26 protein-coding genes are annotated in these 25,821 nt (G+C 60.0%); 12 read left to right on the top strand and 14 right to left on the bottom strand.

Annotated elements, in window-relative coordinates; all coding sequences use genetic code 11:
• Positions 1-29: 29 nt before the first annotated feature.
• On the top strand, positions 30-458 hold the full coding sequence (locus NX84_RS05010) for an OsmC family protein (protein WP_039674471.1): 429 nt from the start codon (positions 30-32) through the stop codon (positions 456-458).
• On the opposite strand, the gene NX84_RS05005 is transcribed toward NX84_RS05010, so the two are convergent.
• A complete protein-coding gene (locus NX84_RS05005) occupies positions 455-1,423 on the bottom strand; it encodes a hypothetical protein (RefSeq protein WP_052319674.1) in 969 nt (322 codons plus the stop codon). The two genes, NX84_RS05010 and NX84_RS05005, sit on opposite strands and share 4 nt — an antisense overlap.
• A gap of 192 nt (positions 1,424-1,615) precedes the next feature.
• Here NX84_RS05005 and NX84_RS05000 point away from each other — a divergent pair, with 192 nt between their 5' ends.
• On the top strand, positions 1,616-2,542 hold the full coding sequence (locus NX84_RS05000; RefSeq protein ID WP_039674469.1) for a DUF1906 domain-containing protein: 927 nt from the start codon (positions 1,616-1,618) through the stop codon (positions 2,540-2,542).
• A 7-nt stretch (positions 2,543-2,549) separates the two neighbouring features.
• On the opposite strand, the gene NX84_RS04995 is transcribed toward NX84_RS05000, so the two are convergent.
• The 6 genes from NX84_RS04995 to NX84_RS04970 all read right to left on the bottom strand — a co-directional run bounded on the left by NX84_RS04995 (position 2,550) and on the right by NX84_RS04970 (position 8,847).
• Entirely contained in the window at positions 2,550-3,584 is a 1,035-nt protein-coding gene (locus NX84_RS04995; RefSeq protein ID WP_052319673.1) for a hypothetical protein, read from the bottom strand.
• 51 nt (positions 3,585-3,635) lie between these two features.
• Positions 3,636-5,282, bottom strand: coding sequence for a solute symporter family protein (locus tag NX84_RS04990; protein WP_039674467.1), 1,647 nt, complete (start codon positions 5,280-5,282; stop codon positions 3,636-3,638).
• A 3-nt stretch (positions 5,283-5,285) separates the two neighbouring features.
• Positions 5,286-5,630, bottom strand: a complete 345-nt coding sequence (locus tag NX84_RS04985) for a DUF485 domain-containing protein (RefSeq protein ID WP_039674465.1) — start codon at positions 5,628-5,630, stop codon at positions 5,286-5,288.
• A 481-nt stretch (positions 5,631-6,111) separates the two neighbouring features.
• The gene (locus NX84_RS04980) at positions 6,112-6,972 is read right to left on the bottom strand and encodes an aldo/keto reductase (protein ID WP_039674463.1); all 861 of its coding nucleotides are present in this window, start codon (positions 6,970-6,972) and stop codon (positions 6,112-6,114) included.
• Positions 6,973-7,034: 62 nt separating this feature from the next.
• Complete coding sequence (locus NX84_RS04975; protein ID WP_039674461.1) at positions 7,035-7,391, bottom strand: FKBP-type peptidyl-prolyl cis-trans isomerase; 357 nt, start codon at positions 7,389-7,391, stop codon at positions 7,035-7,037.
• 163 nt (positions 7,392-7,554) lie between these two features.
• Positions 7,555-8,847 (bottom strand): citrate synthase, encoded by a 1,293-nt coding sequence (locus NX84_RS04970; protein ID WP_039674458.1) that lies wholly within the window; start codon positions 8,845-8,847, stop codon positions 7,555-7,557.
• A 150-nt stretch (positions 8,848-8,997) separates the two neighbouring features.
• Between NX84_RS04970 and serC the strand changes: the two genes are divergently transcribed.
• The 3 genes from serC (at position 8,998) to NX84_RS04955 (ending at position 12,334) form a co-directional block, all read left to right on the top strand.
• A complete protein-coding gene (gene serC, locus NX84_RS04965; RefSeq protein WP_039674456.1) occupies positions 8,998-10,128 on the top strand; it encodes a phosphoserine transaminase in 1,131 nt (376 codons plus the stop codon).
• A gap of 156 nt (positions 10,129-10,284) precedes the next feature.
• Positions 10,285-11,487, top strand: coding sequence for a septation protein SepH (gene sepH / locus NX84_RS04960; RefSeq protein ID WP_039674454.1), 1,203 nt, complete (start codon positions 10,285-10,287; stop codon positions 11,485-11,487).
• A gap of 16 nt (positions 11,488-11,503) precedes the next feature.
• A complete protein-coding gene (locus NX84_RS04955; RefSeq protein WP_039674451.1) occupies positions 11,504-12,334 on the top strand; it encodes a DUF6928 family protein in 831 nt (276 codons plus the stop codon).
• On the opposite strand, the gene NX84_RS04950 is transcribed toward NX84_RS04955, so the two are convergent.
• The 3 genes from NX84_RS04950 to NX84_RS04940 form a co-directional block, all read right to left on the bottom strand.
• Positions 12,286-13,107: a TrmH family RNA methyltransferase gene (locus NX84_RS04950; RefSeq protein WP_039674449.1), complete on the bottom strand. Its 822-nt coding sequence runs from the start codon at positions 13,105-13,107 to the stop codon at positions 12,286-12,288. The genes NX84_RS04955 and NX84_RS04950 overlap by 49 nt on opposite strands.
• A 38-nt stretch (positions 13,108-13,145) precedes the next feature.
• Positions 13,146-14,549 (bottom strand): NCS2 family permease, encoded by a 1,404-nt coding sequence (locus NX84_RS04945; RefSeq protein ID WP_039674447.1) that lies wholly within the window; start codon positions 14,547-14,549, stop codon positions 13,146-13,148.
• A gap of 124 nt (positions 14,550-14,673) precedes the next feature.
• Positions 14,674-15,303, bottom strand: a complete 630-nt coding sequence (locus tag NX84_RS04940) for a DUF3027 domain-containing protein (protein WP_306302913.1) — start codon at positions 15,301-15,303, stop codon at positions 14,674-14,676.
• A 56-nt stretch (positions 15,304-15,359) separates the two neighbouring features.
• Between NX84_RS04940 and NX84_RS04935 the strand changes: the two genes are divergently transcribed.
• Positions 15,360-16,226, top strand: coding sequence for a glutaminyl-peptide cyclotransferase (locus NX84_RS04935; protein ID WP_052319672.1), 867 nt, complete (start codon positions 15,360-15,362; stop codon positions 16,224-16,226).
• Between the two features lie 11 nt (positions 16,227-16,237).
• On the top strand, positions 16,238-16,837 hold the full coding sequence (locus NX84_RS04930; RefSeq protein WP_039674443.1) for a DUF2771 domain-containing protein: 600 nt from the start codon (positions 16,238-16,240) through the stop codon (positions 16,835-16,837).
• Positions 16,838-16,970: 133 nt separating this feature from the next.
• On the opposite strand, the gene NX84_RS04925 is transcribed toward NX84_RS04930, so the two are convergent.
• On the bottom strand, positions 16,971-17,351 hold the full coding sequence (locus tag NX84_RS04925; protein WP_039674441.1) for a cold-shock protein: 381 nt from the start codon (positions 17,349-17,351) through the stop codon (positions 16,971-16,973).
• A gap of 530 nt (positions 17,352-17,881) precedes the next feature.
• Between NX84_RS04925 and NX84_RS04920 the strand changes: the two genes are divergently transcribed.
• On the top strand, positions 17,882-18,568 hold the full coding sequence (locus tag NX84_RS04920; RefSeq protein WP_039674439.1) for a resuscitation-promoting factor Rpf1 domain-containing protein: 687 nt from the start codon (positions 17,882-17,884) through the stop codon (positions 18,566-18,568).
• Between the two features lie 178 nt (positions 18,569-18,746).
• Here NX84_RS04920 and NX84_RS04915 read toward each other — a convergent pair whose 3' ends face one another.
• Positions 18,747-18,932, bottom strand: coding sequence for a hypothetical protein (locus NX84_RS04915; protein WP_039674437.1), 186 nt, complete (start codon positions 18,930-18,932; stop codon positions 18,747-18,749).
• Positions 18,933-19,045: 113 nt separating this feature from the next.
• Here NX84_RS04915 and NX84_RS04910 point away from each other — a divergent pair, with 113 nt between their 5' ends.
• The 4 genes from NX84_RS04910 to NX84_RS04895 are packed head-to-tail and all read left to right on the top strand — an operon-like array spanning position 19,046 to position 24,590.
• Positions 19,046-21,148, top strand: a complete 2,103-nt coding sequence (locus NX84_RS04910; RefSeq protein WP_039674435.1) for a helicase-associated domain-containing protein — start codon at positions 19,046-19,048, stop codon at positions 21,146-21,148.
• Between the two features lie 30 nt (positions 21,149-21,178).
• Positions 21,179-22,816 (top strand): DNA repair helicase XPB, encoded by a 1,638-nt coding sequence (locus NX84_RS04905; protein ID WP_039674433.1) that lies wholly within the window; start codon positions 21,179-21,181, stop codon positions 22,814-22,816.
• A gap of 4 nt (positions 22,817-22,820) precedes the next feature.
• Positions 22,821-23,459, top strand: coding sequence for a DUF3239 domain-containing protein (locus tag NX84_RS04900; protein WP_039674432.1), 639 nt, complete (start codon positions 22,821-22,823; stop codon positions 23,457-23,459).
• Positions 23,460-24,590: an aminotransferase class I/II-fold pyridoxal phosphate-dependent enzyme gene (locus NX84_RS04895; RefSeq protein WP_039674430.1), complete on the top strand. Its 1,131-nt coding sequence runs from the start codon at positions 23,460-23,462 to the stop codon at positions 24,588-24,590. It abuts the gene before it with no gap.
• 225 nt (positions 24,591-24,815) lie between these two features.
• On the opposite strand, the gene NX84_RS13260 is transcribed toward NX84_RS04895, so the two are convergent.
• Positions 24,816-24,938, bottom strand: a complete 123-nt coding sequence (locus NX84_RS13260; RefSeq protein ID WP_255209189.1) for a hypothetical protein — start codon at positions 24,936-24,938, stop codon at positions 24,816-24,818.
• 160 nt (positions 24,939-25,098) lie between these two features.
• Positions 25,099-25,329, bottom strand: coding sequence for a hypothetical protein (locus tag NX84_RS12790; RefSeq protein ID WP_126297599.1), 231 nt, complete (start codon positions 25,327-25,329; stop codon positions 25,099-25,101).
• Positions 25,330-25,821 lie beyond the last annotated feature (492 nt).

Below are 25,821 nucleotides of genomic sequence, written 5' to 3'. Positions count from 1 at the left end.
AATTGCGAACGGTCACTAGGATGGCGGACATGAGCGAAGTCACCAAGAAATACGGAGTCGATGTCACCCGCGTAGATACGGGCCACTACCGCGCAACCAATGCTGACGGGGCGAGCCTCGAGTTCGGAAGCGGCGAGGGGCTTTTGAGCCCAGTGGAGCTACTTCTCGCCGCGGTCGCGGGCTGCTCGGCGGTCGACGTCGATGTGGTCACCTCGCGGCGCGCAGAGCCAGAGCTTTTCGACGTCCACGTGGACGGCACCCGCGTCAACGAAGACGGCGCCTCACGGCTGAGCGAGGTCAACGTGGAGTTCTCCCTCCGCTTCCCCGAAACCGACGCCGGCCGCCAAGCACAGTCCATGATTGAGCGCCTAGTCCGCATTTCTCACGAGAAAGACTGCACGGTTTCCCGCACGGTGGAGAACCCCACCACCGTCACCTTCCGCACGAAAGACGCTTAAGCAAAGGGGTTGTCCATCGCCGTAAACATTTGCCCGGCAGCATCGCTAAATGGATTGCGGCCAGCGCGCGTTGTGTCGCCGCGGTAGCGCTCAAGGTTCGCTTGCGCCATATAGTCCAGCTCATCGCCCTCAACCTCTAGCCAGGGATGCGGGCAAGGATCCACCATGCGGCGCGTGTGGCCCTGATGCGGCGACGCCAGCATCGTGCGAATATCAGCTCGTGCCTGATCCAGCTCCCCGAGATCCTTCGGGCTAAATGACGTTTTGACCGGGCCCGACCCCTGCAGCCCTAGAACCTCAACCTTGAGCATGCTGTAGCTAAAGAAGCCCGAGGGGACAGAGGGGTTGCGCATATCTGCCTTGTCGAATGCCAGCACCTCATCGTTATCAAAGTGCACAATGAGGCCTTGAGGGGTAACAAAAAGCCACGCCTCGTGTTCCATGTCGACGTCAACTCGGTAGAACCCCACGAGCGGCTCATCAGGCTCCAAAAGGCCATAGACATTGAATGGAATGCTGCCCACCCCAGCACACTCGGCGTAGCCGTGATCCCAAAGGTATTTTTCGTCGCTCTGCACGAGCATCTTGCCCAGCCCACGGATGAAGTCGGAAACCAGCCCACCGTATTGCGCAGCCAGCGGCTTATGCATGCGCAGGTACCCGGCGCGGATCTCAAAGGTGATGGGATAGGTCAGCGGGATCGACTCAATGAAGTGCTCATCTAGCGACATTCGACCTGCAGCCAATTCCACAAACTCATCGACGGGAAAGAGATGCTCGACCACGAAGACACTGCCTTCTTGTCGGCTATCCAGAATCCACGGCGACTGCAGGCGAGAGCGCTCAATGTAGTCATCGAGGTAGTTATCGAGCAGCCGCGCAATGTCAGCATCACTCCACCGAGCATGGTTCAGCCGAAAGACACTATCCGCTTGGGCGAATCGGAGTTTCAATTCTTCGGCCATGCCATCACCTCATCGTCAGTCACCATATTCACGCATCTCGAGGGTCACCTTCCCTGTTACAGGTGGTGCAATTTTAAACCAATGTGACTACAGTGTTTCCAGATACTACTTTCACCATCAACTGTAGTGACGCGCGACATCCTTCTACGCGAGTTGCCGCCGTCATCCACGAGCCCCCTTTGAGGAGAAACCGTGTCCCTTTCCCGTCGTTCCCTGTTCAAGGCCAGTGCCCTTGCGCTGGCCGCCGGTGCCGTTGGAAGCCAGGCCCCCGCCGCCCTCGCGGTGGGCCCGGCCCTCGGCACGATCATTGACTTCTCCGCTGGTGTTCCTTCGGCCAGCGCCATCAAGGCGGCCGGGCACCTCGGCGCCATTCGCTACGTATCTCAGCGTCGTCCGGACGAACAGTGGATGAAGGGCAAGCCGGTGACCTTGGCAGAGACCAAGGCCAATGCGGCAGCGGGCCTCAAGACCGCCTCCATCTACCAGTTTGGTCGCGCCGAGACCGCCGACTGGCTCAACGGTGCAGCTGGCGCCGGCGTCCATGCACCGCAGGCCATCGCTATCCATAAGGCTGCAGGTGGACCGGCCGGCCGTCCGATTTACATCGCCATCGATGACAACCCCACTCGCGCCCAATATGAGAAGCAGATTCGCCCCTACCTCAAGGCTTTCTCCGCGGCGCTGACTGCCGCAGGTTACCAGACGGGTGTCTATGGCAACTACAACGTCATCGACTGGTGCGTTGCTGATGGCATTGGTGAGTTCTTCTGGATGCACGATTGGGGCTCCGGTGGCAGGATTCATCCGCGCACCACAATCCACCAGAAGGCCAAGACGCAGGCCACCATTGACGGCATCACCTGTGATATCAACACCGTGTACGCCCGCGACTGGGGTCAGTGGACACCGGGTGAGGGTGCTGCCTCACGCCCGAAGCTCAAGGACATTCCCGCAGTGCCTAACGACGCCCCACTGCCCAACATTTCCCTCCCCGATCCCACCGGCCGCGGCTCCAGCGTGGATGGCAATGGCATCACCATTGCTGGCTCCTCAGTGAGCAACGACCAGGTGCGCGGTGCCATTGATGTTCTCAACACCGTGCGCAAGGCAATGGGCTAGCGCTTCCCTATTTCTTTTCTGCTGCAGGCGACGTTGACGTGACAGTCGACGTCGCCTTTGTCGTTGTCTTTTCCGTTGACTTCAGCTCCGACGTCGTCTGCATGCCAGAGGACGTCGAGCTGGGCGACGTCGTGCCAGACGACGACGTGCTTGACGGCGTGGGCGTCGAGGAGAAGGCCTCCGGATGGGCCAAGGCTTCCTTGTTGAGGTTATTGCCCTTTACCAGGTTCTTACCGGTGATTTCCTTGCGGACGTAGGAGGTTAGCTCGTCGGCAGAGCCCTCGATAGAGGCCGCGACGACGAAGTTCTCGCTAAAGGAAACTGAGGAGTGCCGGTCCTTGCTGTCAGACCATCCCCACTTCGTCCCGACGACGTCGCTAAGCGCTGCAGTGCCATAATCCTGTTGGTAGCCATCAGCAGAGACCTCATCCGCGTGAGCCATCGCCACGAGCACTGGATGGGTTGGGTCATCTTCCATGAGCTGGACAATGAAGCGCACGACGTCATAAGTCGAGGTCTTCGAGTGTCCCCAGTCCTTCCCGGCGCTGGTGGAGGTCAGACCGTACTCCTTCGCGATGGAATCGATGGACCTAGGGTACTTCTTAAAGAGCTTTCCGGCGCTCTCATCTGAAGAGTCAGCGATCATGTCCAGCGCCACGTACTTGTCCTCGAAAGAGCCGTGCTCGATGACGTAGGTGGCGATATAGAGCTTGATTAGGCTCAGCGCGTAGCGCGGTGTGTGCTCCGTGGGTGACCCCATGTGCATACCGGTCTCGATGCGGTAGTACGTAATCGCCTTCTGGTCATCACCTTTAAGGATCTGCCCCACTTGGTCGTCGACCGCTGCCAGTTGCGAGGAACCCTTCTTGTGGGAAATGGGCGCCGGTGTAGCGGGAGCGGAGCTCGTTGCACGCGAGGAGTCTGCGTCCTGTTCATTAGGCGGAGTACAGGCGCTGAGAGCCGATGCGCCAAGTGCGCACGCCAGAAGGGCGGCACCAGCTCGTGCTGATACCGCCCTGTGTAAAGGCTGCGGGTAAAACACGACGTGTGAGTTTACCTGCTTAGCCCTTAAAAGTACTGATCCAGGTGACCTTTAGTGGTCAACCGGAGCCTCAACGCCCACACCAGTGAGGGAGCGAACCTCCATCTCGGCGGACAGCTCCTCAAGGTTATCCGGCGGAGTCATGATGGAGACGATCCAACCGGCGAAGAAGGCCAGCGGAATGGTCACAAGACCCGGGGAGGACAGCGGGAAGATGGACCAGTCAGCGTTGGGGAACATCGAGGTGGGGGTGCCAGACACTGCCGGGGACAGGAAGATGAGCACCAGGCAGGAGATAACGCCGGTGTACATCGACGCTACAGCACCTGCAGTGTTGAAACGGCGCCAGTACAGGGAGTACAGGATGGTCGGCAGGTTAGCGGAAGCCGCAACAGCGAAGGCCAGGGACACCAGGAAGGCCACGTTCTGGGTCATGGCGAGGATGCCCAGGATGATGGATGCGATGCCCAGGATAACCACGGTGATCTGGGAGACGCGGACCTGCTCTGCCTCGGTGGACTCACCGTTGCGGATGACGGAGTGGTAGACATCGTGCGCGATAGACGCAGAGGCGGTAATGGCCAGGCCAGCAACAACAGCGAGAACGGTAGCGAAGGCGACGGCGGAAATCACTGCCATGAAGACGGAGCCACCAATTTCCAGAGCCAACAGCGGTGCAGCGGAGTTAGCACCACCCGGTGCGGCCAGAATACGGTCAGGGCCAACAAGAGCAGCAGCACCGTAGCCCAGAATCAGGGTCATCAGGTAGAAGGCACCGATGATGACGATGGCCCAAGTCACGGAACGGCGAGCCTCGGTTGCGGTCGGAACGGTGTAGAAACGCATGAGAACGTGTGGCAGACCACCCACGCCCAACACGAGAGCGATACCGAGGGAGATGAAGTCAAGCTTGGTGGTGAGGTTCTTGCCGTACTTCAGGCCCGGCTCCATAATCTGGGAGGCCTCGTAGCCCTTTTCCTGGATGACGGCGGAGCTCGCGTGCATGTCGACGGCCGTGCTAAACAGCGTGTTGAAGCCACCCTTGAGCATGACGAAGGTGAGGATGCACATGATGACCACGCCGGTCACTAGGAGCACAGCCTTGATCATCTGCACGTAGGTCGTGCCCTTCATGCCACCGACAAGGACGTAGACGATCATGAGGATGCCTACGATGCCCACGACCACGGCCTGCCACTTGAACTCGTGAATATTGAGCAGCACAGCCACGAGGGAACCTGCACCGGCCATCTGTGCAATGAGGTAGAACAGCGAGACAAACAGCGTCGAGATAGCTGCGGCCACGCGGACCGGACGCTGCTTCAGGCGGAAGGACAGCACGTCTGCCATGGTGAAGCGGCCGACGTTACGCATCGGCTCTGCGACGAGCATGAGAGCAACCAGCCAGGCCACGAAGAAGCCGACCGAGTAAAGGAAGCCGTCGTAACCGTTGAGTGCCACAGCACCGACGATGCCGAGGAAGGATGCTGCGGAGAGGTAGTCACCGGAGATCGCGAGACCGTTCTGGCGACCGGAGAACGAGCCACCACCGGTGTAGAAGTCAGACGCTTCCTTGGTGGACTTTCCGGCACGAAGCACCACGTACATGGTGACAACCAAGAAGGCGGCGAAGACCGCGATGTTCAGAATCGGATTGCCGGCAGAGGATTCCGCTGCGGCCAAAGTAATGGTCTGCATTGTTTAGCCCTCCAGTTCCTGGCGAATGGCCGCGGCCTGCGGCTCGATGTTCTTGTTGGCGTAATTGACGTAGATATACGTGATGATGAAGGTGGTCACAAACTGGGCCAAGCCGAAGATAAGCCCTACGTTCCAGCCACCACCGATTTCGATTCCCATAAACCCCGGGGCAAACACGGCCGCCAGCACGTAGAGCACGTACCAGAGGAAGAAGGCCACGGTCATAGGGAAGGTGAATTTGCGGTAGGTACCGCGCAGCTTGGCAAACTGCGGGCTTTCGCGCATCTCGATGAACTCCTGCGGCGTGGGTTCGCGGCGTGAGTCAAGCGAAGCAGGTGCGTCAGTCATGTCGCTCTCCTTAGTAGGGGTCATTTCTGCACAAACCGCTGTGAGAGACGAGAGATAGTGTCCTCAGTCACGTTTTGTCCTGCCTAGTAAGTTACCGAACACGCCATGCAAGGTTGTAAATCCTGCCAAGAAAAGTTGTCCGAGTTTAGTTTCTCTACCCCCAATAACGTTGATAACGTGCGGTTTTCATAAACTTCATAACACCCCCGCGAAGCCTCTATGCCGCAAAATCTAATTTAGCTAACCGAAAGTTAGCAGAAAATCGGGCGGTTTCTTCGCAATCTGCGAAGAAACTTCCCACATCCTCCCCTAACCCACCAACGCCCCACTACCCCCGCGGCGCCCTCAAGACATAGGAAAAGCCCGTCTCCCTTCATTCCACTCAGCTCCTTCCCCTTCCCCTCGCAATAACTGCGGGGCGGATAAGGAAAAGTGGAAGTGGTGAAGAAAGACGGGCTACGCCAATCCCTCCATTGATGCCCTATTCGGCGCCCGGGAATTCGCGTGGATCCTTGAACATACGGCCAAAACCTTCCTTGCCATCGAGCGAGTCGATAGCCGCGATGTCCTCCTGATCCAGTTCAACCGTGGCGGCAGCGAAATTCTCCTCGAGGCGCTCGCGGCGGCTGGACTTCGGAATGACGGAGATCCCCTTCTCCATCAGGTAGGCCAGCACAGCCTGACCGGGCGTAATCTCGTGCTTCTCGGCCACGGAAATGACCTCTGGGTTGTTGAGGATGACACCGCGGGCCAGCGGCGACCACGCCTCGGTCACAATACCCTGGCTGTCGTGGAACTCACGCAGCTCCGGCTGAGTGAACCCGGGGTGCAGCTCCACTTGGTTCAGAACGGGAACGATTCCCGTCTTGGCAATCAGCTCCTGAAGGGTCTCCTCGTAGAAGTTCGCCACACCAATAGAGGCAATCTGCCCCATACCTTGCAAGCGTGCGATTTCCTCGAAAGTCTCGACATAGAGCCCGCCCTGCGGCCACGGCCAGTGGATGAGGTACAGGTCTAGGTAGTCCAGCTGCAACTTGTCCAAGGACTCTCGGAAGGCTTGGTCCACCTTGCCTTTACCGTGGTGGTCGTGCCACACCTTGCTGGTGATGAACAGTTCGTCACGAGTGACATCGCCGGCCTTCATGGCGGCAGCGAGCGCCTGGCCCAGCTCCTCCTCGTTCTCGTAGAGGGTTGCGGTATCGAAGTGACGGTAGCCTAGCTCGATCGCTTCGCGCACGGAGCGGGTGAGATCCTCTCCGCGCAACTTGTAGGTTCCGAGACCCAGCAGCGGCATCTCGCGGTCATCATTGAACGTGGTTTGTGGGACACTCATGCCATCCATTGTGCCCCACTCTGCGCTATCGCGTTGCCGTGATGAGAAATCAGGGCACGCGCCAGCGGTTGTTAAGCGCGGATGAGATCGATAACGAAGGTCAACGTGCGGCCCGACAGCGGGTGCGCGCCACCGGCGGGGCCATACGCCTTCTCCGGCGGAATGACCAGCTTGCGGCGGCCACCCACCTTCATACCTGGAATACCTTCCTGCCAACCAGCGATGAGGCCCGTAAGAGGGAACTCAATCGACTGACCGCGGCCCCACGAAGAATCGAACTCCTGGTTCGTCTCGTAGTCAACGCCTACGTAGTGGACCTCAACGAAGCCGCCCGGCTGGGCCTCGGCACCGTCACCCACCACAATGTCTTCAATGACAAGGTCTTGGGGAGCGGGCTCGGTGGCCGGCTCGATTACGGGCTTGTCCATTGGGGGTTCTCCTCCTTGGATAAATCTTTATTCTTTGGTGGCCACATGCACGTCAGGCCGAGCCACATCGCTCCTAGTATAAGGGGTGACGGGTGGCTCGGCCCTAGAAGTGCAGCGTATGGGGTCATACACCGCGCACGCGTGGCCTGTAGAAGACCGCCGCTTAGCGCTCGCTGCGCGGGGTAACCTTGCGCAGGGTTTCGCCGGTGTAAATCTGGCGCGGGCGGTTGATCTTGGTGTTGAGCTCAAGCTGCTCGCGGTACTGAGCAATCCAGCCCGGCAGACGGCCGATGGCAAAGAGGACGGTGAAGAAGTCCGTCGGGAAGCCCATAGCGCGGTAGATCAGGCCGGTGTAGAAGTCGACGTTCGGGTACAACTTGCGGGAGACGAAGTAGTCGTCATTCAGCGCAATATCCTCGAGCTTCATAGCCAGATCCAGCATCGGATCGCCACCAAGGTGCTCGAGAATCTCGTGTGCGGTCTCCTTGACGATGGCAGCGCGTGGGTCGTAGTTCTTGTACACGCGGTGGCCGAAGCCCATGAGGCGGACGCCCTTTTCCTTGTTCTTCACGCGGTTCATGAAGTCGGTAGCGTCACCATCGTGGTTGTTCTGGATATCCTCGAGCATCTCCAGAACTGCCTGGTTAGCGCCGCCATGCAGCGGGCCAGACAGGGCGTTGATACCACCGGCGATGGCCACGAACAGGTTGGCCTGTGCGGAACCAATCATGCGGACAGTAGAGGTGGAGCAGTTCTGCTCGTGGTCGGCGTGGAGGATAAGGAGCTTGTCCAGAGCCTTGGCCACTACCGGGTCAACCTCGTACTCCTCAGTCGGGTAACCAAACATCATGCGCAGGAAGTTCTCGCGCGCGTTGAGCTTGTTATCCGGGTACATGTAGGGCTTACCCTGGGATGCACGGTAAGCATAAGCGGCCAACATCGGCACCTTAGCCAGAAGGCGAACGGTGGCCTTGTCCAGCTGCTTCGGGTCCAGCGGGTTGAGCTGGTCCTGGTAGTAAGCAGAGAGAATGTTAAGGGAGGAGGCCAGAACCGCCATCGGGTGCGCATTACGCGGGAAGATGTTGAACGCAGCCTTGAAGTCCTCATCCAGCAGGGTGTGGTGGCGAATTTCCAGGTTGAACTTGGACAGCTCATCCTCGGTCGGAAGGTGGCCCTTAATAAGCAGGTAAGACACCTCGTTGAAGGAAGCGTTCTCCGCCAAGTCAGCAATGTCATAACCGCGGTGGCGAAGGATGCCTTCCTCACCGTTAATGAACGTAATCTTGGACTCGGTCGAACCGGTAGCTGCATAACCCGGGTCGAAGGTCACCAGTCCAGTTTCGTTGCGGAGCTTGCCAATATCGAAGCCAGAGTCACCTTCGGTGGACTGCTTGATGTCCATCTCGTATTCGCCGCCGGGGTAGTGCAGTACGACCTTGTTAGCGTCAGAAGCCACGAGCTTTCCTTTCTCAATATGTAACGCCGACTCACGCCGACGCGACCTAATTAAACCTCTTCACACTTTAGCAAAATTTGTGACTCTGCCAACATTGGCAATCCTGGCAAAATATCTAGTGGGCGAATGAAATTGGGCTAGACTGCCCACATGAGCAACACAGAACTCGTCCTGCCAGCAGATCTCCTTCCCCACGACGGTCGTTTTGGCTGCGGCCCCTCCAAGGTCCGCCCCGCCCAAATTGAGGCAATTACCGCCGGCGCCGACTCCATTATCGGCACGTCCCATCGCCAGCCGGCAGTCAAGGATCTGGTCGGCTCCATTCGTGAGGGCCTTAGTGATCTTTTCTCCCTGCCGGAGGGCTACGAGATCGCCCTTTCCCTTGGCGGTGCTACGGCATTCTGGGATGCAGCCACCTTCGGACTGATTGAGAAGAAGTCCGCCCATTTGAGCTTCGGCGAATTCTCCTCCAAGTTTGCCAAAGCCGCTGACAAAGCGCCCTGGCTCGACACTCCTCTCGTTACGGAGGCTGAGGTCGGCACTGCCCCTGATCCCACGACGGCTGATGCAGACGGCGCGGATGTCATTGCGTGGGCACACAACGAGACGTCGACAGGCGCCATGGTGCCGGTAACCCGCCCCCACCCGGACAATCCTGACCAGCTCGTCGTCGTCGACGCCACCTCCGGCGCTGGCGGCCTGCCGGTTGATATGGCTGAAGCAGACGTGTACTACTTCTCCCCGCAGAAGTGCTTCGCTTCCGACGGAGGCCTGTGGCTCGCGGCACTGTCCCCGGCGGCCATTGAGCGTATCGAGAAAATCAACGCCTCGGACCGTTTCATCCCGGCCTTCCTCAACCTGCAAACAGCGGTGGATAACTCCCGCAAGAACCAGACCTACAACACCCCGGCGGTGGCGACGCTTCTCATGCTGGACAATCAGGTCCAGTGGATGAACGCTAACGGCGGCCTCGACGGCATGGTGAAGCGCACCACGGACAACTCCACCATCCTCTACACCTGGGCCGAGTCCCGCGCGGAGACCACACCGTTCGTGACGGAGCCTTCCGCTCGTTCGCTCGTGGTCGGCACCATTGACTTCGACGACTCTGTCGATGCCGCCGCCGTAGCCAAGACCCTGCGTGCCAATGGCATTCTCGACGTCGAGCCCTACCGCAAGCTAGGCCGCAACCAGCTCCGCGTGGGCATGTTCCCGGCCATCGATGCCGAGGACCTCACGAAGCTCACCAAGGCCATCGACTACGTGCTGGATAACCGCTAACTTTCACTCAACACGCGTGCCGCTCCGCACAGCAACGTGTGGTGCAATTTAGTGTTGCGGCACTCAACATGCCCCACGCTCTTGCCGGAGTTTGGGGCATGTTCTGGGTAAAGTGGACTTCATCACATGTCCGCTACCAGGCTAAGGAGCGCCACCATGCGCGAGATTTTCCTCGCACCCAGCGACTCAACTGACACCTCGCTCGTCCTCCGGGCAGAGGACGGCGAGGAGTTCTTCCTTGAAGTCACCGACGAGCTTCGTGAGCTGCTCGCGCCTGCCAGTTCCACCAGCGCCGCAGACTCCCCTGAGTCCGCCGACACCGCAGCAGGCCAGGACGCGAATCAATCCGCTACCGAGGCTGGGGCGGATAATGCCGAGGCGCAGGCATCCACACAGGAACACTCCACTGGCCTTCACACGGTAATGCCCTCCTCGTACAAGACCCAGGAGTCGGAGTCCTCGTCCGCCTCGTCGCAGCCCATCAGTCTGCGCCCGAACGAGATTCAGGCACGCATTCGCGCGGGTGCCTCCGCTGCTGAGATTGCAGAAGAGCTCGGCGTCCCGGAATCCCGTATCGAGCCTTTTGCCCACCCGGTGTTGCTGGAAAGGGCGCGGATTGCGGACGTCGCCAAGCAAGCCCACCCCATCCGCGAGGATGGACCGGCCAAGCTTACCTTGTGGGAAATCCTCGCCACGGCCTTCGCCGCACGCGGGCATTCCCTCTCTGAGTCCACGTGGGATGCCTACCGCCACCAGGGCGAACCCTGGATTCTGCGCATCACGTGGAAGGCCGGGCTGTCCTCTAATGAGGCGGAGTGGACCTTTAAGCAGACCATGACCTCCCCGGCTACCGTGGAGGCGCGCAACTCCGTGGCTGCGGACCTGACCGACCCTGACTTCGTGCAGCCGGTTCGCTCACTGACCTCAGTAGGACGCGGCGAGCGCTACGACGAAGCCATTGATGGCCGCGAACAGTACGCAGAGCGCGACGATATTGAGTCTGCTCGCGCCGGTGACCCAAGCGTGACGGATTTGTCCGTGTACTCCGGCAGTGCTTCTGATGCTGACTCCGATGATCACTATGCGGAGCCTTCAGTGCTTCCGTCACCGCGTGGTGGCGAGGAGCCAGGTGCGGACACCGAGGATGATGCTTCACGCGGCGCGGGCGAGAAGGATGCTCCGGCATCGACAGCAGAACCTGACGCCGCGCAGGACAAAGACTCTGCCGTGGACGAGGACTTCCTACAGAATCCCGACCCGGAGCCAAAGCCGACGAAGCGCCGCCGCAAGGCCGTCACCCCACACTGGGAGGATGTTCTGCTCGGTGTTCGTGCCAACACGAAGCGCCCCCGCGAGTAAATTCAGGTAACACACCGTGGACACCCAAAGCGCCGTTCTCACTCTCTGGTACATCACTGCGTCCGACCCCGCTGAGGTCCTGCGCAGTGAGCCTAAGGCCGACCGCGGCTTCGGCCGAAAGTTTCTCGCACAGCTCAACCCGGCACTGCCCGTCACACCTATTGGGCAATTCCCGCTCAACCGCTCCGCCGAGCCTGGCACGAGCGAGTTCTACATCGGCGGCTACCCCGGCGTGACCGTGGTGCAGACCATCATCAGTGATGACCAGCTCACCCTCTCGCAGCTCTCCCGGTCACTGCGCGAGGCCGTACCGGCCCACGAAATCTATGCCTTTGCCTCGAACAAAGACACCGGCTACGCAGGATTTGCGCACTGGACGGGCGCGCGCCTGCGCCGCTCCCTATGTGGAACGCGCCTTAACTTGTATGAGGACCACGGCTTGCCGGAAACCTTCGAGGCACCCTACTGGGCAGGTGAAAAGGATGAGCCGGTTGGCGGCATCGCGCTGCCTTTCGAGCCACAGAGCATTACCGAAGCTGCCCAAGCCTACTGGCTCGGCATCGAGGTCGGCGCGGATGGCCCCGACGTGGACGTGGTGGGCTATGCCACCGATGGCCGTCCCGAGCCGAAAGTCGATACCCCTCCCCCGCGGCGCAGCGTGGCCGAGGTGGCGACGACCTCCGTGGCGAAGCTGGGGCTTAATGACTATGACGATTACGAGGAGCACGACCTCGAGCCGGAATCCACCGGTGAGGAAATCGTGCGCACCGCCAAGCATTTGGGCGGGCTCGTGCGCCGCTATGCAGTGTCGACGTCCCGAGCCCTCTGGGAACGCTGGCGCTCATAGAAGGCAATCGCCGCGGACGTTGCCACGTTGAGTGAATCCGTCCCCTCTGCCATGGGGATGCGGGCGCGCACGTCGGTGGCCTTCATCGCATGTTCGGTCAAGCCGGGGCCCTCAGCGCCGACGAGCAGTGCTACTTTCTCAGCGCCGTCAAGGGCCTCCGCAATGTGGACGGCGTCCGGATGCGGGGTCAATGAAACAAGCTTAAAGCCCTTGTCGCGCAGTTTGTCCAGCCCGCGCTGCCAGGTGGTGAAACCGCCCTCGAAGCGTGCCCAAGGAAGGCGCAGCACGTGTCCCATGGAGACGCGCACCGAACGGCGGTACAACGGGTCAGCAGCGCCGGAGCCGAGCAGGATACCGTCAACCTCCATGCCGGCAGCATTGCGGAAGAGCGAGCCAATATTCTCATGGTCACCCACGCCCTCCATGATGGCGAGCGTGCGGGCGCCGTCGATGACCTCGTCCACGCTCCATGCTTCTGCACGGTCAGCAGCAGCGACAAGACCACGGTGCATATCGAAGCCGGTGACCTGCCCCAAGGTGTGGCGGGTGACCTGATAAACGGGAATGTCACCTACATCGTGCGATTCCAGGAAAGTATCGAGCTTGGCCTCAAAACCAACGATGCAGCGCACGGGAAAGCGCGAGGCGAGCAGGCGCTCCACGCACAAAGGGCCTTCACCAAAGACGAAACCCTCGCCGGACTTATCCGCATGTTTCAAGTCGCGGATATCGTCGAGGCGAGGGTCTGCAGGGTCATCGATGATAAAACGCATGAGGCCCAGTTTAGCGGTGGGCTAGCGTGAATCGGCCCTTAGGCCAGGGCTGCGGTAATCGGCCCCATGGCGAAGTAGACCACGAAGAGCGCGGCCACCAACCACATGATCCAGTGAACCTTCTTGGCCTTGCCAGCAAAGGTAGCCATGAGTGCATATGCAATGAAGCCCACGCCGATACCGTTGGCGATGGAGTAGGTAAAGGGCATGACCACGATGGTGAGGAACGCCGGGATGGCCTCCTCCATGCGGGTCCAGGCAATGTCTTTGAGCTGTGCGGCCATCATGACACCCACGATGACGAGAACCGGCGCGGCCGCCTCAATCGGCACAATTTCATAGAGCGGGGTGAGGAACATAGCCAGCAGGAAGATCACACCTGTGACGACGTTGGCCAGGCCAGTACGGGCACCATCGCCGATACCGGCAGCGGAATCCGCAAAGACCGTGTTGGAGGACACCGAACCGGCACCACCGGCCACGGCACCCACGCCTTCGACGACGAGCGCGGTCTTCATGTCTGGCAGGTTACCGTTCTCATCGACGAGGTTGGCCTGCTTGCCCAGACCGTTCATGGTGCCCATGGCATCGAAGAAGTTGGTAAGCAGCAGAGTGAAGATGAGTAGCACAGTGGAAACCACGCCGAGCCTGGTGAAAGCACCAATGGGATCCACCTGGCCCACAATCGACAAGTCCGGCATGCCGCCCAGGGAGCTCGGGATTTCCGGCGTAGCCATGCCCCAGCCCTCAGAACCCGTGAGGGCCTGGATAATCATGGCGATGATGGTGGTGATGACGATACCAATGAAAAGGCCCCCGCGCACTTGGCGGATGACGAAGAAACCAGAGAGAATCAGGCCCACGATGAAGACAAAGGCCGGCCAGGTAGAAATGGAGCCATTAACGCCCAGGCCCACCGGAACGGTCGTCATCGCCGCATCCGGAACACGGGTGACAAAGTGGCCATCCACGAATCCGATGAGCGCAATGAACATGCCGATACCGACGCCCATCGCCGCCTTCATAGAGGCAGGGATGGCGTCGAAGACGGCCTGGCGGAAACCGGAGATAGCCAGTAGGACAATGATGATGCCTTCAATAACGACAAGGCCCATGGCCTCACGCCACTCCAGTCCATTGAGGGACACCATGGTCACGGCCACGAAGGTATTCATGCCCAGGCCCGCCGCCATGGCGAACGGATAGCGGGCAATAACACCGAATGCAATGGTCATGACACCAGCCACGAGAGCGGTAGCGGCAGCCACCCGGGGGATGCCAAGGGTAGTTCCGGCGGAGTCCTCCGAGGTACCCAGGATGAGAGGATTGAGGAGAATGATGTAGGCCATCGCAAAGAACGAGACCACACCGGCACGCACCTCGGTGCCGATAGTGGAGCCACGTTCCGTGACCTTGAAAAAGCGATCGATAGCTGCGTTCATCGTGAGAGAGCGCCCCTTCTATCTAGAGAAATGAAGTTTTACCTGCTAAGGGTGCTCCACCCAGGCACTAAAACGCAAAACCCGCCCGCTACATCATCGCTGCGAGCGGGAGGTGACGAGCGCTTTAAAAGATTGGTTTCTCGTCGTCGAAGGGCCTTTCCTGCTCAGATCCCTCTTCGCGGATGGTCGTACCCGAATGCGCACCACATCCATAGGTGGCGTGCACCACTTTGCCGTCCGCAGAGTATTCATTGGCACACACACCAAAATTGGGCAGAAGCTTCAAAAAGAAAGCGCAGGTTTTGCACTGCAGCTGTGCCTGCGCGGCCATCTCCGAGTTCGGCCCGTACTTCTTGCGCCAGCGCTCCTTAGCCTCCTTGAGTCCGGACTCAGAAAGCTCACCGTCTGCAAGGCGGTCGTCGTCAAGCGCGGGCGGCATCAGATCACCGGGGCCAAGGTCACCTGGGCGCAGCCGCTCGGAATAGGGCACCCACTCCGGGGCCTGCAGCGCTTGACCTCCAGGGACCAGTGCTACCTCGTTGACCGTCGGCGTGCGCGACCCTTCAGCGCAGGCGACCACCGCATGCCACTCCCAGCCGGGGTAGCCAGGAACGTGCGCCTCAAAGCGGTGGGTAGCCACGTTGCGGCCCACTCCGGCGACGCCGCGGTGCTTGCCGACGTCCCCCTCACCCACCTCTTCCACAGCCCGGCGCGCCAAGTCGACTGCGGCGGAATCGAGGAGCGGGGAATGCATCTTTTTCTTGCGAGTCACCCTCTCATTATCCATCACGGCCGTCACCATAGTGCACAATGACAGACATGGCCCTCTCTTCCCGCATCTGCGCGCCCCGCCTTGCTGCCGCTGTGCTCTCCGCAACGGCCCTTCTCGCACCCCTCTCCTCCTGCTCGTCAAGCCCCGAAAGCGAGGAGACTGCGCCGAGTACGCAAACCCTCTCCCAGGGTGCTTCCGCTAGCGCGTCTAAGGCCGAACGCCTAGGGGTAACTGTCCTCGACACCGTCCCGCTTCTCCCCCACACCTTTACCCAGGGGTTGGAAGTAGACCCTGATGGCAACCTACTCATCGGCACCGGCCTCTACGGCAAATCCGCGCTTCTGCGCGTGCGACCGGGATCGCTCAACCCGTTGGAGGAGATTGCGCTGAACAACTCCTATTTCGGCGAAGGCATTACCCAAACCGATGCCGGTATTTGGCAGCTGACATGGAAATCCGGCACAGCCATTCTGCGCGATTCCACCACGTTTGCTGAGCTCAACCACGCCGAGTACGACGGCGAAGGATGGGGCCTGTGCAACGCCGGTTCCGAGCTCATCATGTCTGATGGCTCCTCCGAGTTGCGCCACCTCGCCCCTGAGACCTTTGAGGAACGTGGCTCCCGCACCACGGTTACCTTGGAAGGTTCTCCCGTGGACAACCTCAATGAGCTCGAATGCGTTGACAGGCAGGTCTATGCCAATGTGTGGATGAGTGAGGACATCCTGCGCATTGATCCTGAGTCCGGCGAGGTCACCGCGGTGATCGACACCGCGAACCTTAACCACCGCCCCTATGACGACCCCAATGCTGTGCTCAACGGCATTGCCCATATCCCAGGTACGGACGAGTTTTGGATCACCGGCAAGCTCTGGGATGACTTGTACCGGGTGCGCTTCGAGTAGGATTCTCAGCCATGGCAACCGTGAAGCAAGCAAGGAAGAAGTCACTGCTGCAGTTTCTGGCGCTCATTATCGCCGTGGCGGTGATCGTCGTGGCAGTAGTGCTATTCCAGAAATGGTGGAATGACCGCCCCGGTCCCGAGCCGCAGGACGTCACCATCACGGCCTCGGTGGGTGATGAGACCATAGAGGTCTCGCCGTACAGCATCTGCGAGCCCGGCACCGAATGCCAGGAAGGCGAGGTTCCTAACCTCACGGTAGGCCCGGATGACACCCTCAAGCTGGAAATCCCTGAGGCCATATACAACCACGAGTGGTCCGTGCTTTCGATTTACGATGACCCAGCGGCCAATGACAGCACCTCTCACGGCGCCAACGACACCACCTCGTTGGAGATCCCTGGCTCCGTCGACCCCATTGAGGCCTCCACGGGCGAGCACCCACAGCTGATGGTGGTGGAGATTTCTACCCTCATGATTGGCCACGATGCCAACGGCGAGGAAACCCCGATGCACACCGTGTGGTCCCTATCCACGATGACCGAGGAGCAGCTCAAGGAATCCAAGGCCACCGGTGACGCAGAGACACCCGCAGAAGCTCCTACAGACAAGTAGCCGCGCTGCAGCACTCCCTTCCGGACAAACAAAAAGTGCCCTAACTGCCAAAAGTAGGACGGATCATTCAAACATCAGCCAGACTTTCGTCAGTGAGGGCACTTTTCAGTTACGGGCCTAAAACTTTAAGCCCCTAGCTATCCAAGTCCTTGGCAATAGCGCGCAGAATCTCCGCCACCTGGCGGCCCGTCTTACGCTCTGGGTAACGGCCCTGGCTTAAGACCGGCTGGACCTGGGTCTCGAGCAACGTCATGACGTCGGAAAGCATGCTCGACAGCTCCTCCGGCTTGCGGGCCGGGGTGCGACGGCGCGGGGCATCGAGCACTTTGACGCGCAGGGCCTGCGGGCCGCGGCGACCAGCGGCGAAATCGAACTCGATGCGCTGGCCCTGGAATAGCTCATCAACGCCCTTAGGCAGCACGTTGCGGCCCACGTAGACGTCTTCATCGCCGGGGTTGCTCACAAAGCCGAAACCCTTGTCGGCGTCATACCACTTCACTTTGCCGATAGGCATGGTTCTTCACTCACTTTCTTTCCGTCTCTCCTCTATAGAAGTTTAGGCGCTGCCGCGGGCACGTAGCCCATGAGCGCTCAACTCCCGGAAGAGGAGGCGCGGCGAAGCTCGGTTGAGGTTTGTCAGGCCGCGCGCGGGAACTGTCCGGTGGAACTAATAAAGAGATTCATTCTAACCCCTGGCGCCCCCACCGAAGAAACCTACGGTATGTATCGACCCAACCACGACACCCGTTACAGGTGTGACATACCTAACATTAAGCTTGCGAGCTGGGGAAACAGGCTTATATCACGACTCTTGTTACCGTTTTGAGTCATTTAACGTGACTGATTCGTTATAAACCGCTACTGTTTCCCTCAGGCACTTCGGCCGCCGGCCGTGGAAGTCTCGCCCCAGACACAGTCCGGGCTTCCACACAGCGGCCAACGATGATGTGCATGAAAATGAACATCTTTCACATAAACATTTGCCGGACTGGGCACTATCTGGGCGCGAGAAAGCAAGAGACAACCTAGAGAAGGAATACTTTAATGGGACGCCACTCCGCTAAGAACAAGTCCATCGCAACCAAGTTCGCCGCTTCCACCGTTGCCGTGGGTGCTGCTGCAGCCATCATGGCTCCGAACGCTGCCGCTGCCCCGGATTCTGATTGGGACCGCCTCGCACAGTGCGAGTCCGGCGGTAACTGGGCTATCAACACCGGCAACGGCTACCACGGCGGTCTGCAGTTCAACGCTCAGACCTGGCAGGCATACGGCGGCGGCGAGTTCGCTCCGACCGCTAACCTGGCTACCCGTGAGCAGCAGATCGCTGTTGCTGAGCGCACCCTGGCACAGCAGGGCTGGGGCGCATGGCCGGCTTGCTCCGCAAGCCTGGGCCTGAACTCCGCTCCGACCCCGCGCAACGTCAGCGCTGCTCCGGCACCGGCCGCAACCCCGGCTCCGGCTAAGGAAGAGACCGCTCCGAAGGCTCCGGCCGACGCACCGGAGGTCGTGAAGGAAGCTGCCGAGGAGCAGCCGACCGACGAGCTGGCCGTTGATGCCCTCTACACCTTGGTTGAGGACACCGCTACCCAGTACGGCCTGACCATCCCGGCATCCTTCACCGAGCAGTACAAGGCTAACCGCCACGACTACGATGCGTTCTACTCCGCAAACCGCCACGTCATCGACCCGCTGGCACAGTTCCTGAGCATCATCGCTGCACAGGAGTCCTAATAGGAACCGCTGCTCAGCAGTCCTAGAAGCTGAGCGCGACAAACAATAGACCGGCTGGATTGTCCAGCCGGTCTTTCTGTTTCTTCACCCCCTCAGCTCATCCCTTGGGGAAATATCCTGAAAACGAGGCATAGCCCCACCGAGGAGAACATTCTCGGAGGGGCTTACTAGGCCGCGCTTAGCGGTTGATGCGAGTGTACGGGTGAACGTAGTTCAGCTTCTCTGCCGGCATCGGCAGAATCAGATCGTCACCGTACGGGCTGGATGCGCCGGCAAACGGTGCGGTGATCTCAGTAATAGCGTGCTCGCGGGGGCTGTTCTTCGGCCAAGCCGGGGAAATGTGGCCTTTGTTCTCGTTCGACATGCCTCCCATTATTCCAAACCCCGCGGCAAAAAGTAACTCAACTCAGCAACGAGTGCCCCAGCCCTCCCCCACACCAACCCCTGCCTGCTGAGCAACTAAGCTTGGGGCCCATCATGACCTCGCCTAAGAACCGTGCCCGCATCACTGAAAGCTACCGCGAATGGCTTAGCCAGCTGCCCGAGGAGGACCTGCGGGCGCTGTTGGAGACTCGCCAAGATGTCCTAGCACCGGCGCCGAAGGATTTCGATGCACTGGCCACCCGTCTAACACTGCCCATGTACGTGGTGGATGCGCTGTCCGCGAGCAACGCGGAACAGCTCGCGGCCTTGGAGGACATCGCACAGCGCGGCGGCGAGGTTGGCATGGTGGAGGACACCAATCCGATTGTCACGCAGCAGCTCAAAGAACTCGGTCTGGTCTTCGGCAATGCCCCGCAGATACGCATCGTCACCGCTGTGATGGGCTCACTTCCCACCGGCTGGTCGCTGCTCAACCAAGAAAGCTTCGAAGCAGAGGACATCGAAACACTCAGCAACGACGAACGCCGCGTCCTCGATGCCTTAGCCACAGGCGATGGCGTGGGATACACCACTGACGCTGAGCCGGATATCAACTCTGATGACCCCGCCAAGCGGCTCCTAGCCAAGGGCTTTCTTGAGCGCATCAATGCGCACTCAATGCGCCTTCCGCGCGCACTTGCCCGTACTCTGGCGGGGGACGCCACCCCGCCTATTCCCACCACACCCTCCGGCCGCGCGGGCACTCCGGAGTCGGATCCCAAGGCGGATGAGGCCGGGGCAGCCGCGGGCCTTGAGGTCGTGCGCAGCATGGAGCAGCTCATCGAGATTCTCGGAGCACATCCGATGTCCCTCCTCAAGGACTCCTCCGTGGGCGTGCGCTCGCTTACCCAGCTGGCGAAGGAGCTGGACCTCGATAAAGAGGACGTTGCGCAGCTTATCGGCTTGGGCTATCACGCGCGGCTGCTCTACCGCGGCGAGCCAGACGGCCTTGAGGGGCATTTTCTGGCGCCGACCACCGGCTCCCAGGATTGGCTCGAGGCTGACCTTGGGGAGAAATGGCGAATTCTGCTGGAGGCCTGGCGCGACTCACCTTGGGCGAGCTGGGAAGGCACCCGCGCGCTGGAGGAGGATACCCACGTGCGCCGCCTCCGCCATTTCCGAAAATTCGTCCTCGACGTCTATGCGCACTCTGCCGTAGCACTCACCGAGGAGGAATTCTGGGAAGACCTGCGTTTCCGCTCCCCTCTCTTTGCCAGCCATACCCGCAACCGCACCATTGAGAAGCTGCGCGCCGAGGCAGAATGGATTGGTGCGGTCGCTCTGGGCAAAGCTACGCAGGTGCTTATCGACGCCTCCACCGCCACCCACCTCGTCCCCGATACCGTCTCCGAGTTCATCATCCAACAAGACCTCACCGTCCTCGTGCCGGGGCCGCTAGAACCCGCCACGCACCGCACGCTGGCCTCATTGGCGGACCTCGAATCACCAGGTCTGGCCAGCGTGTACCGCATCAGCGAATCCACCATTCGCCGCGGCATGGACCATGGACTCACCGCAGAAGAAATGACAGCCTTCCTTAAAAAGCATTCACCCACGGGCGTGCCACAGGCGCTTCAGTTCGCCATCGGGGACGTCGCCAAGCGCCACGGCACACTCCGCAGCGGACCTGCACTGTCCTACCTACGCAGCGAGGACCCTGCGCTGCTCGAGCTCGCCGTTGCCTCAGTTCCGGGGCTACGCCTGCTCGCACCCACCGTGGCGGTCTCACAACTGCGCGTCGGCGAGCTGCTGGAGAAGCTCCGCAACAAGGGCCTTTCTCCCTCCCCAGAGGATGAATCCGGCGCCTCGCTCACTGCTGCCCCGGACCCCTACCTTCTGCCCACGCCGCGCAAGAAGGAACGCGCGCACGAACCGTTCTCGGTGGACCAAGCAGTGCAGGCATTGAAAAAGTCCGCGCAGAACCCTGCCCCGAAGGACGAGGAAGAACCGGATCCCCTCACTCTGGCCCGTGCGGCCGCCCGTTTCCACGCTGATATCGTGATTTCCTATGCCGATAAGAGCGGCACCATCCGTACCGTCACGGTGAAGCCGCTGTCCGTCGAAGGCGGCTACATCGATGCCCTCGGCGCCGAGGGCAAGCCCGTGCGATTCCCAGTACACCGCATTTCCACCGTCCGCTTCGCCAGCGACGATTAAAACCGACCAGAAAGGACTCGTTCCCACACCATGTCCGGACCGCTCATTGTTCAGTCGGATAAGACAGTCCTGCTGGAAGTCGATCACCCGCAGGCCAACCAGGCCCGCGCGGCACTCGCACCTTTTGCCGAGCTCGAGCGCGCACCAGAGCACATCCATACCTACCGGATTACCCCGCTGGCCTTGTGGAATGCGCGCGCGGCCGGCCACGATGCGGAGCAGGTGGTCGATGTCTTAGAGAATTACTCGCGCTTCCCCGTGCCGCAGGCCCTGCTTATCGACGTCGCCGAGACCATGTCACGCTACGGACGCGTCCGGCTGCTTGCCCACCCGGCCCACGGCCTCATCCTCGAATCGGACGAGCCCGCTATTCTGGAAGAGCTCACGCGCCACAAGAAGGTGGGCGAGCTTTTGGGCCAACGCATCGATGACAACTCCATCGCCGTGCCGCCTTCTGCGCGCGGGCGGCTGAAACAAGAACTGCTCAAAGCCAAGTGGCCGGCAGATGACCGCGCCGGATACGTGGATGGCGAATCCCACCCCATGAGCCTCAGCACCGACGAGGTTCAGTGGCAACTCCGCGATTATCAGCAGTACGCGGCCGAGTCCTTCTGGGCTGGAGGCTCCGGCATCGTGGTTCTACCGTGTGGGGCGGGCAAAACCATCGTGGGTGCGGCTGCCATGGCCAAGGCCCAAGCCACCACCCTCATCCTCGTCACCAACACCGTGGCTGGGCGTCAGTGGCGCGATGAGCTGCTGCGCCGCACCAGTCTCACCCCGAATGAGATCGGTGAGTATTCCGGCGAAAAGAAAGAAATCAAACCTATTACCATCGCCACCTACCAGGTGGTTACCCGCAAGACCAGAGGTGAATACCGAGCACTTGAGCTCTTCGATTCCCACGACTGGGGCCTCATTATCTACGACGAGGTCCACTTGCTCCCCGCCCCTGTCTTCCGCATGACCTCCGACCTCCAATCGCGCCGCCGCCTAGGCCTGACCGCCACCCTCGTGCGCGAGGACGGCCGCGAAGGTGATGTCTTTTCCCTCATCGGGCCCAAACGCTATGACGCGCCGTGGAAGGAATTGGAATCCGCCGGCTATATCGCCACCGCAGACTGCGTTGAGGTGCGCGTGGACATGACACAGGAAGAGCGCATGCTCTATGCCACCGCGCAAGCGCGGGAACGCTACCGGATTGCGGCGTCGGCAAGCGCGAAGCTCCACACCGTGGACACACTGCTGAAGAAACATGAAGGCCAACAGGCACTCATCATCGGCGCCTACGTGGACCAGCTTGAGGAACTAGGCCAGCATTTAGGCGCACCCGTCATCGATGGCAAGACCTCGACCGCCAAACGTGAGAAACTCTTCCAGCAGTTCCGCGAAGGCGAACTCACCACGCTCGTCGTCTCCAAAGTGGCGAACTTTTCCATCGACCTGCCCGAAGCCGCCCTTGCTATCCAGGTCTCCGGAACTTTCGGCTCCCGCCAGGAGGAGGCCCAACGCCTGGGCCGCCTGCTGCGTCCTAAAAAGGACGGCCAGGAAGCGACGTTTTACACACTCGTGGCCCGTGAATCCCTCGACGCGGAGTACGCGATGCACCGCCAGCGCTTTTTAGCGGAGCAAGGCTATGCCTACCGGCTGGTGGACGCAGTAGACTTGTGACTTAATGAAGATTTTCAAGTTTGATGTCCACGAGGACTTTGCCAAGCAGAACAACGAACTCCTGCGTGATTCCTCACGCCTGCGCAATTCCGGTCTCATCATGGGGCTGCTGCTCATCATCGGCGGCATTGCGCTCTACTTCGGTATCGACGCCACCTGGCGCATCACTGTGGGCCTGGGCATGGTGCTCTTCGGTATTTTCTGCGCCGTTATTGGTGTGCTGGCCTCCCGCCAGGTGGGCTCGGCGCAAAAGCTCTATGACTCCTACCCTCTCGCCCCCGCGGTGGTAGCGGAGGTCAATGAGCGCGACATGGTGCTTCTCGCTCTGGTGAACACCAACGTGGACCCCAAACTCCCACCGCGCTGGGGCGCTTGTCTGCGTACCGTCAGCAACATTCCTGGCATCAAGCGCACGGTCGGCACGAAGGTGCCCGTTGCCGCGGTCTCTGGCCAGCGCAGCTCCAGCGACAAGGAACACTGGCAGCAGATTACTCCGATGCCCATTGCGTGGGGCACCCCGGACGCGGAGACCGTCACCGTGGCGCGCAAGGCTATCCCCGAAGATCAGTGGCAACGCCTCGAGCGCGCCCGCAAGCGTCTGACCGATGTGAAAGCTACAAAGTACGATCTTCTGGTGCTCTAAATGACTGTTCACAGGCTCCAAGAATTCGGCGAGACTATCTTCGCCACCATGACCGCACTCGCCGTGGAGAATGACGCGGTGAATCTAGGCCAAGGTTTCCCAGATAGCGACGGCCCGCAGCGCATGCTGGAGATTGCTCAGGAGAACATCGCCAGCGGCAACAACCAATACGCTCCCCTGCGCGGTGTACCGGAACTGGTCAGCGCCATTGCCGAAACCTACTCCGTCCCGCAGGACCACGTCGTGGTCACCGCGGGTGCGACCGAAGCCATCACCGCTACGGTGCTGGGCTTGGTGGAGCCGGGCCAAGAGGTCATTGTCCTCGAGCCCTACTACGATGCCTACATCGCCGCCGTCGCGCTTGCCGCCGCCACCCGCATCCCCGTCCCCCTCAAAGCCTCCGGCAACAGCTGGGACATCGACGTTGCTGCAGTACGTGGGGCCATCACGGACAAGACCGCCATGGTCATCATCAATACCCCGCACAACCCGACCGGCTCAGTCTTCTCCCGCGAAACACTTACCGAGCTCGCCGAGCTCTGCGTGGAAAAAGACCTGCTTGTGCTTGCCGACGAAGTCTACGAGAACCTCACCTTCGGCAACGCCGAGCACCTCAGCATCGCCTCCCTGCCGGGAATGGCCTCGCGCACCGTCACGGTGTCTTCTGCTGCCAAATCCTTCAACTGCACCGGATGGAAGACCGGCTGGGCCATTGCGGAGCCCAAGCTTCTCGACGGTGTCATCAAAGCCAAGCAGTTCACCACCTTCGTCTCCACCACGCCATTCCAGCCCGCCGTGGCCCATGCACTGCGTTATGAACAGGAATGGCTGGACGGCATGGTGGATGAGCTTGCAGAGTGCCGCAGCATCCTCGTGGAAGGCCTCAAGCAGCTTGGTTTCCACGTACATGACACCGGCGGCACCTACTACGTGGTTGCCGATATTTCCTCCACCGGCATGACCGGGGTGGACTTCTGCATGCAGCTGCCCGTATCCAAAGGTGTTGCCGCCATCCCGCTGGCCGCCTTCACGGACAACCCTGAGCCATGGAAGTACAAGGTGCGCTTCGCCTTCTGCAAGCGCCCCGAGGTCATCCGCGAGGCAGTGCGGCGTCTAACTGCAGAGTCCTAGGCATACGGGCCTAACCCCGGGAAAGTAGACACATCGTGGGTCAGGCCAGACAAAGTTGTAGCGTGGATCTGGACCAGCATTGCGTTTGTCCCGTCTACGCCGAATAGCGCGCTATTCGGCAGGGCGAAGGCAATCCTTCGCCCACTTTTCGGCCTCTTCAGTCACAGCGGTAGACGCGTCCAAAGCGTTCACGATGCTCAGTTGCTGGCCACCATCAAGACGATCCTACTGCTCGTTCAAGGCCGCGACGATGATAGCCTGGGCGTGCTCGCCACTACTTAAGGTTGCATCGTCAGGATCATAAACAGGCACACCGTGAGTAGCGAGTAGATCATTGATTGGTTTCATGGGTATCAGTCTTTCCTTAGTGGTGGACGCGCATGCGCAATCACTAGAAAATATTTTTTATAAGTGCTTTATTAAACAGGATGCTGCATCGGTCGTCGCGTGCACGCTGACACCAATCTGAGTGTTCCCGATACTGCCCAGGAGCAGCGAGCCCATATGACTACTTGTTCAAGCCGGTTAGAATCCAAGCACTACCCGGATTATCCAGAGAAAAACTGAGAGCAACTGTCGTTGGCTCCATGATTACAGAAGACGGACTTGATGGAGAACACAGATCGAGAGCCTCTCGAGAGAACTTCACCCATTGTTCGCTGTCGCCCTTTCCTCTAAGAAAGAGGAAGTTTTCTTGATCGGAGAAGCCGTGTTCTGGAACAGGGGGATCATCAGCCATAAGTGTTTCTTTGACTGTTTGATACGGAGTGTATGGGCACACGACCGAAAACTCAGTCCACTCTGGTCCGTAGAGTTCCTCCAGTGTGATGGACTCAGTAACGGGGATTGCATGTCCCGATCGTCCTAGGGACGCGAGATGAGAAGCCAATGGGTCATTAAAACTACAAGAGGAGAGTAATAGGGAGACAATACTAGTGAACCCTATCCGCGCCATCATGCGTCTCATTAACATAACCCCCTTCTCCTAGGAAAGTGTAGATAGCAGTCCAATTCTAGCCCAGAGGGCGCACTGGTTCAGAGCAGAAGCTTTGCCGCCGGTGCGGGTGCGGTGGGCTGGGTTTGTGGAAAACCGAAAAAGAAGAGACCGTTGAAACTGGTGGTGTTTCAACGGTCTCTTCTGTGTTTATTGAGTTGTTTATTTGTTGTTTGGTGTCGGCGGTTTCTTACTCTCCCACAACCTCCCGGTTGCAGTACCATCAGCGTTAGCAGG

It is taken from the genome of Corynebacterium minutissimum (genome assembly GCF_000805675.1).
In the GTDB taxonomy this organism is placed as follows: Bacteria; Actinomycetota; Actinomycetes; order Mycobacteriales; family Mycobacteriaceae; genus Corynebacterium; species Corynebacterium minutissimum.
This window is presented reverse-complemented; position numbering and strand designations above follow the sequence as displayed.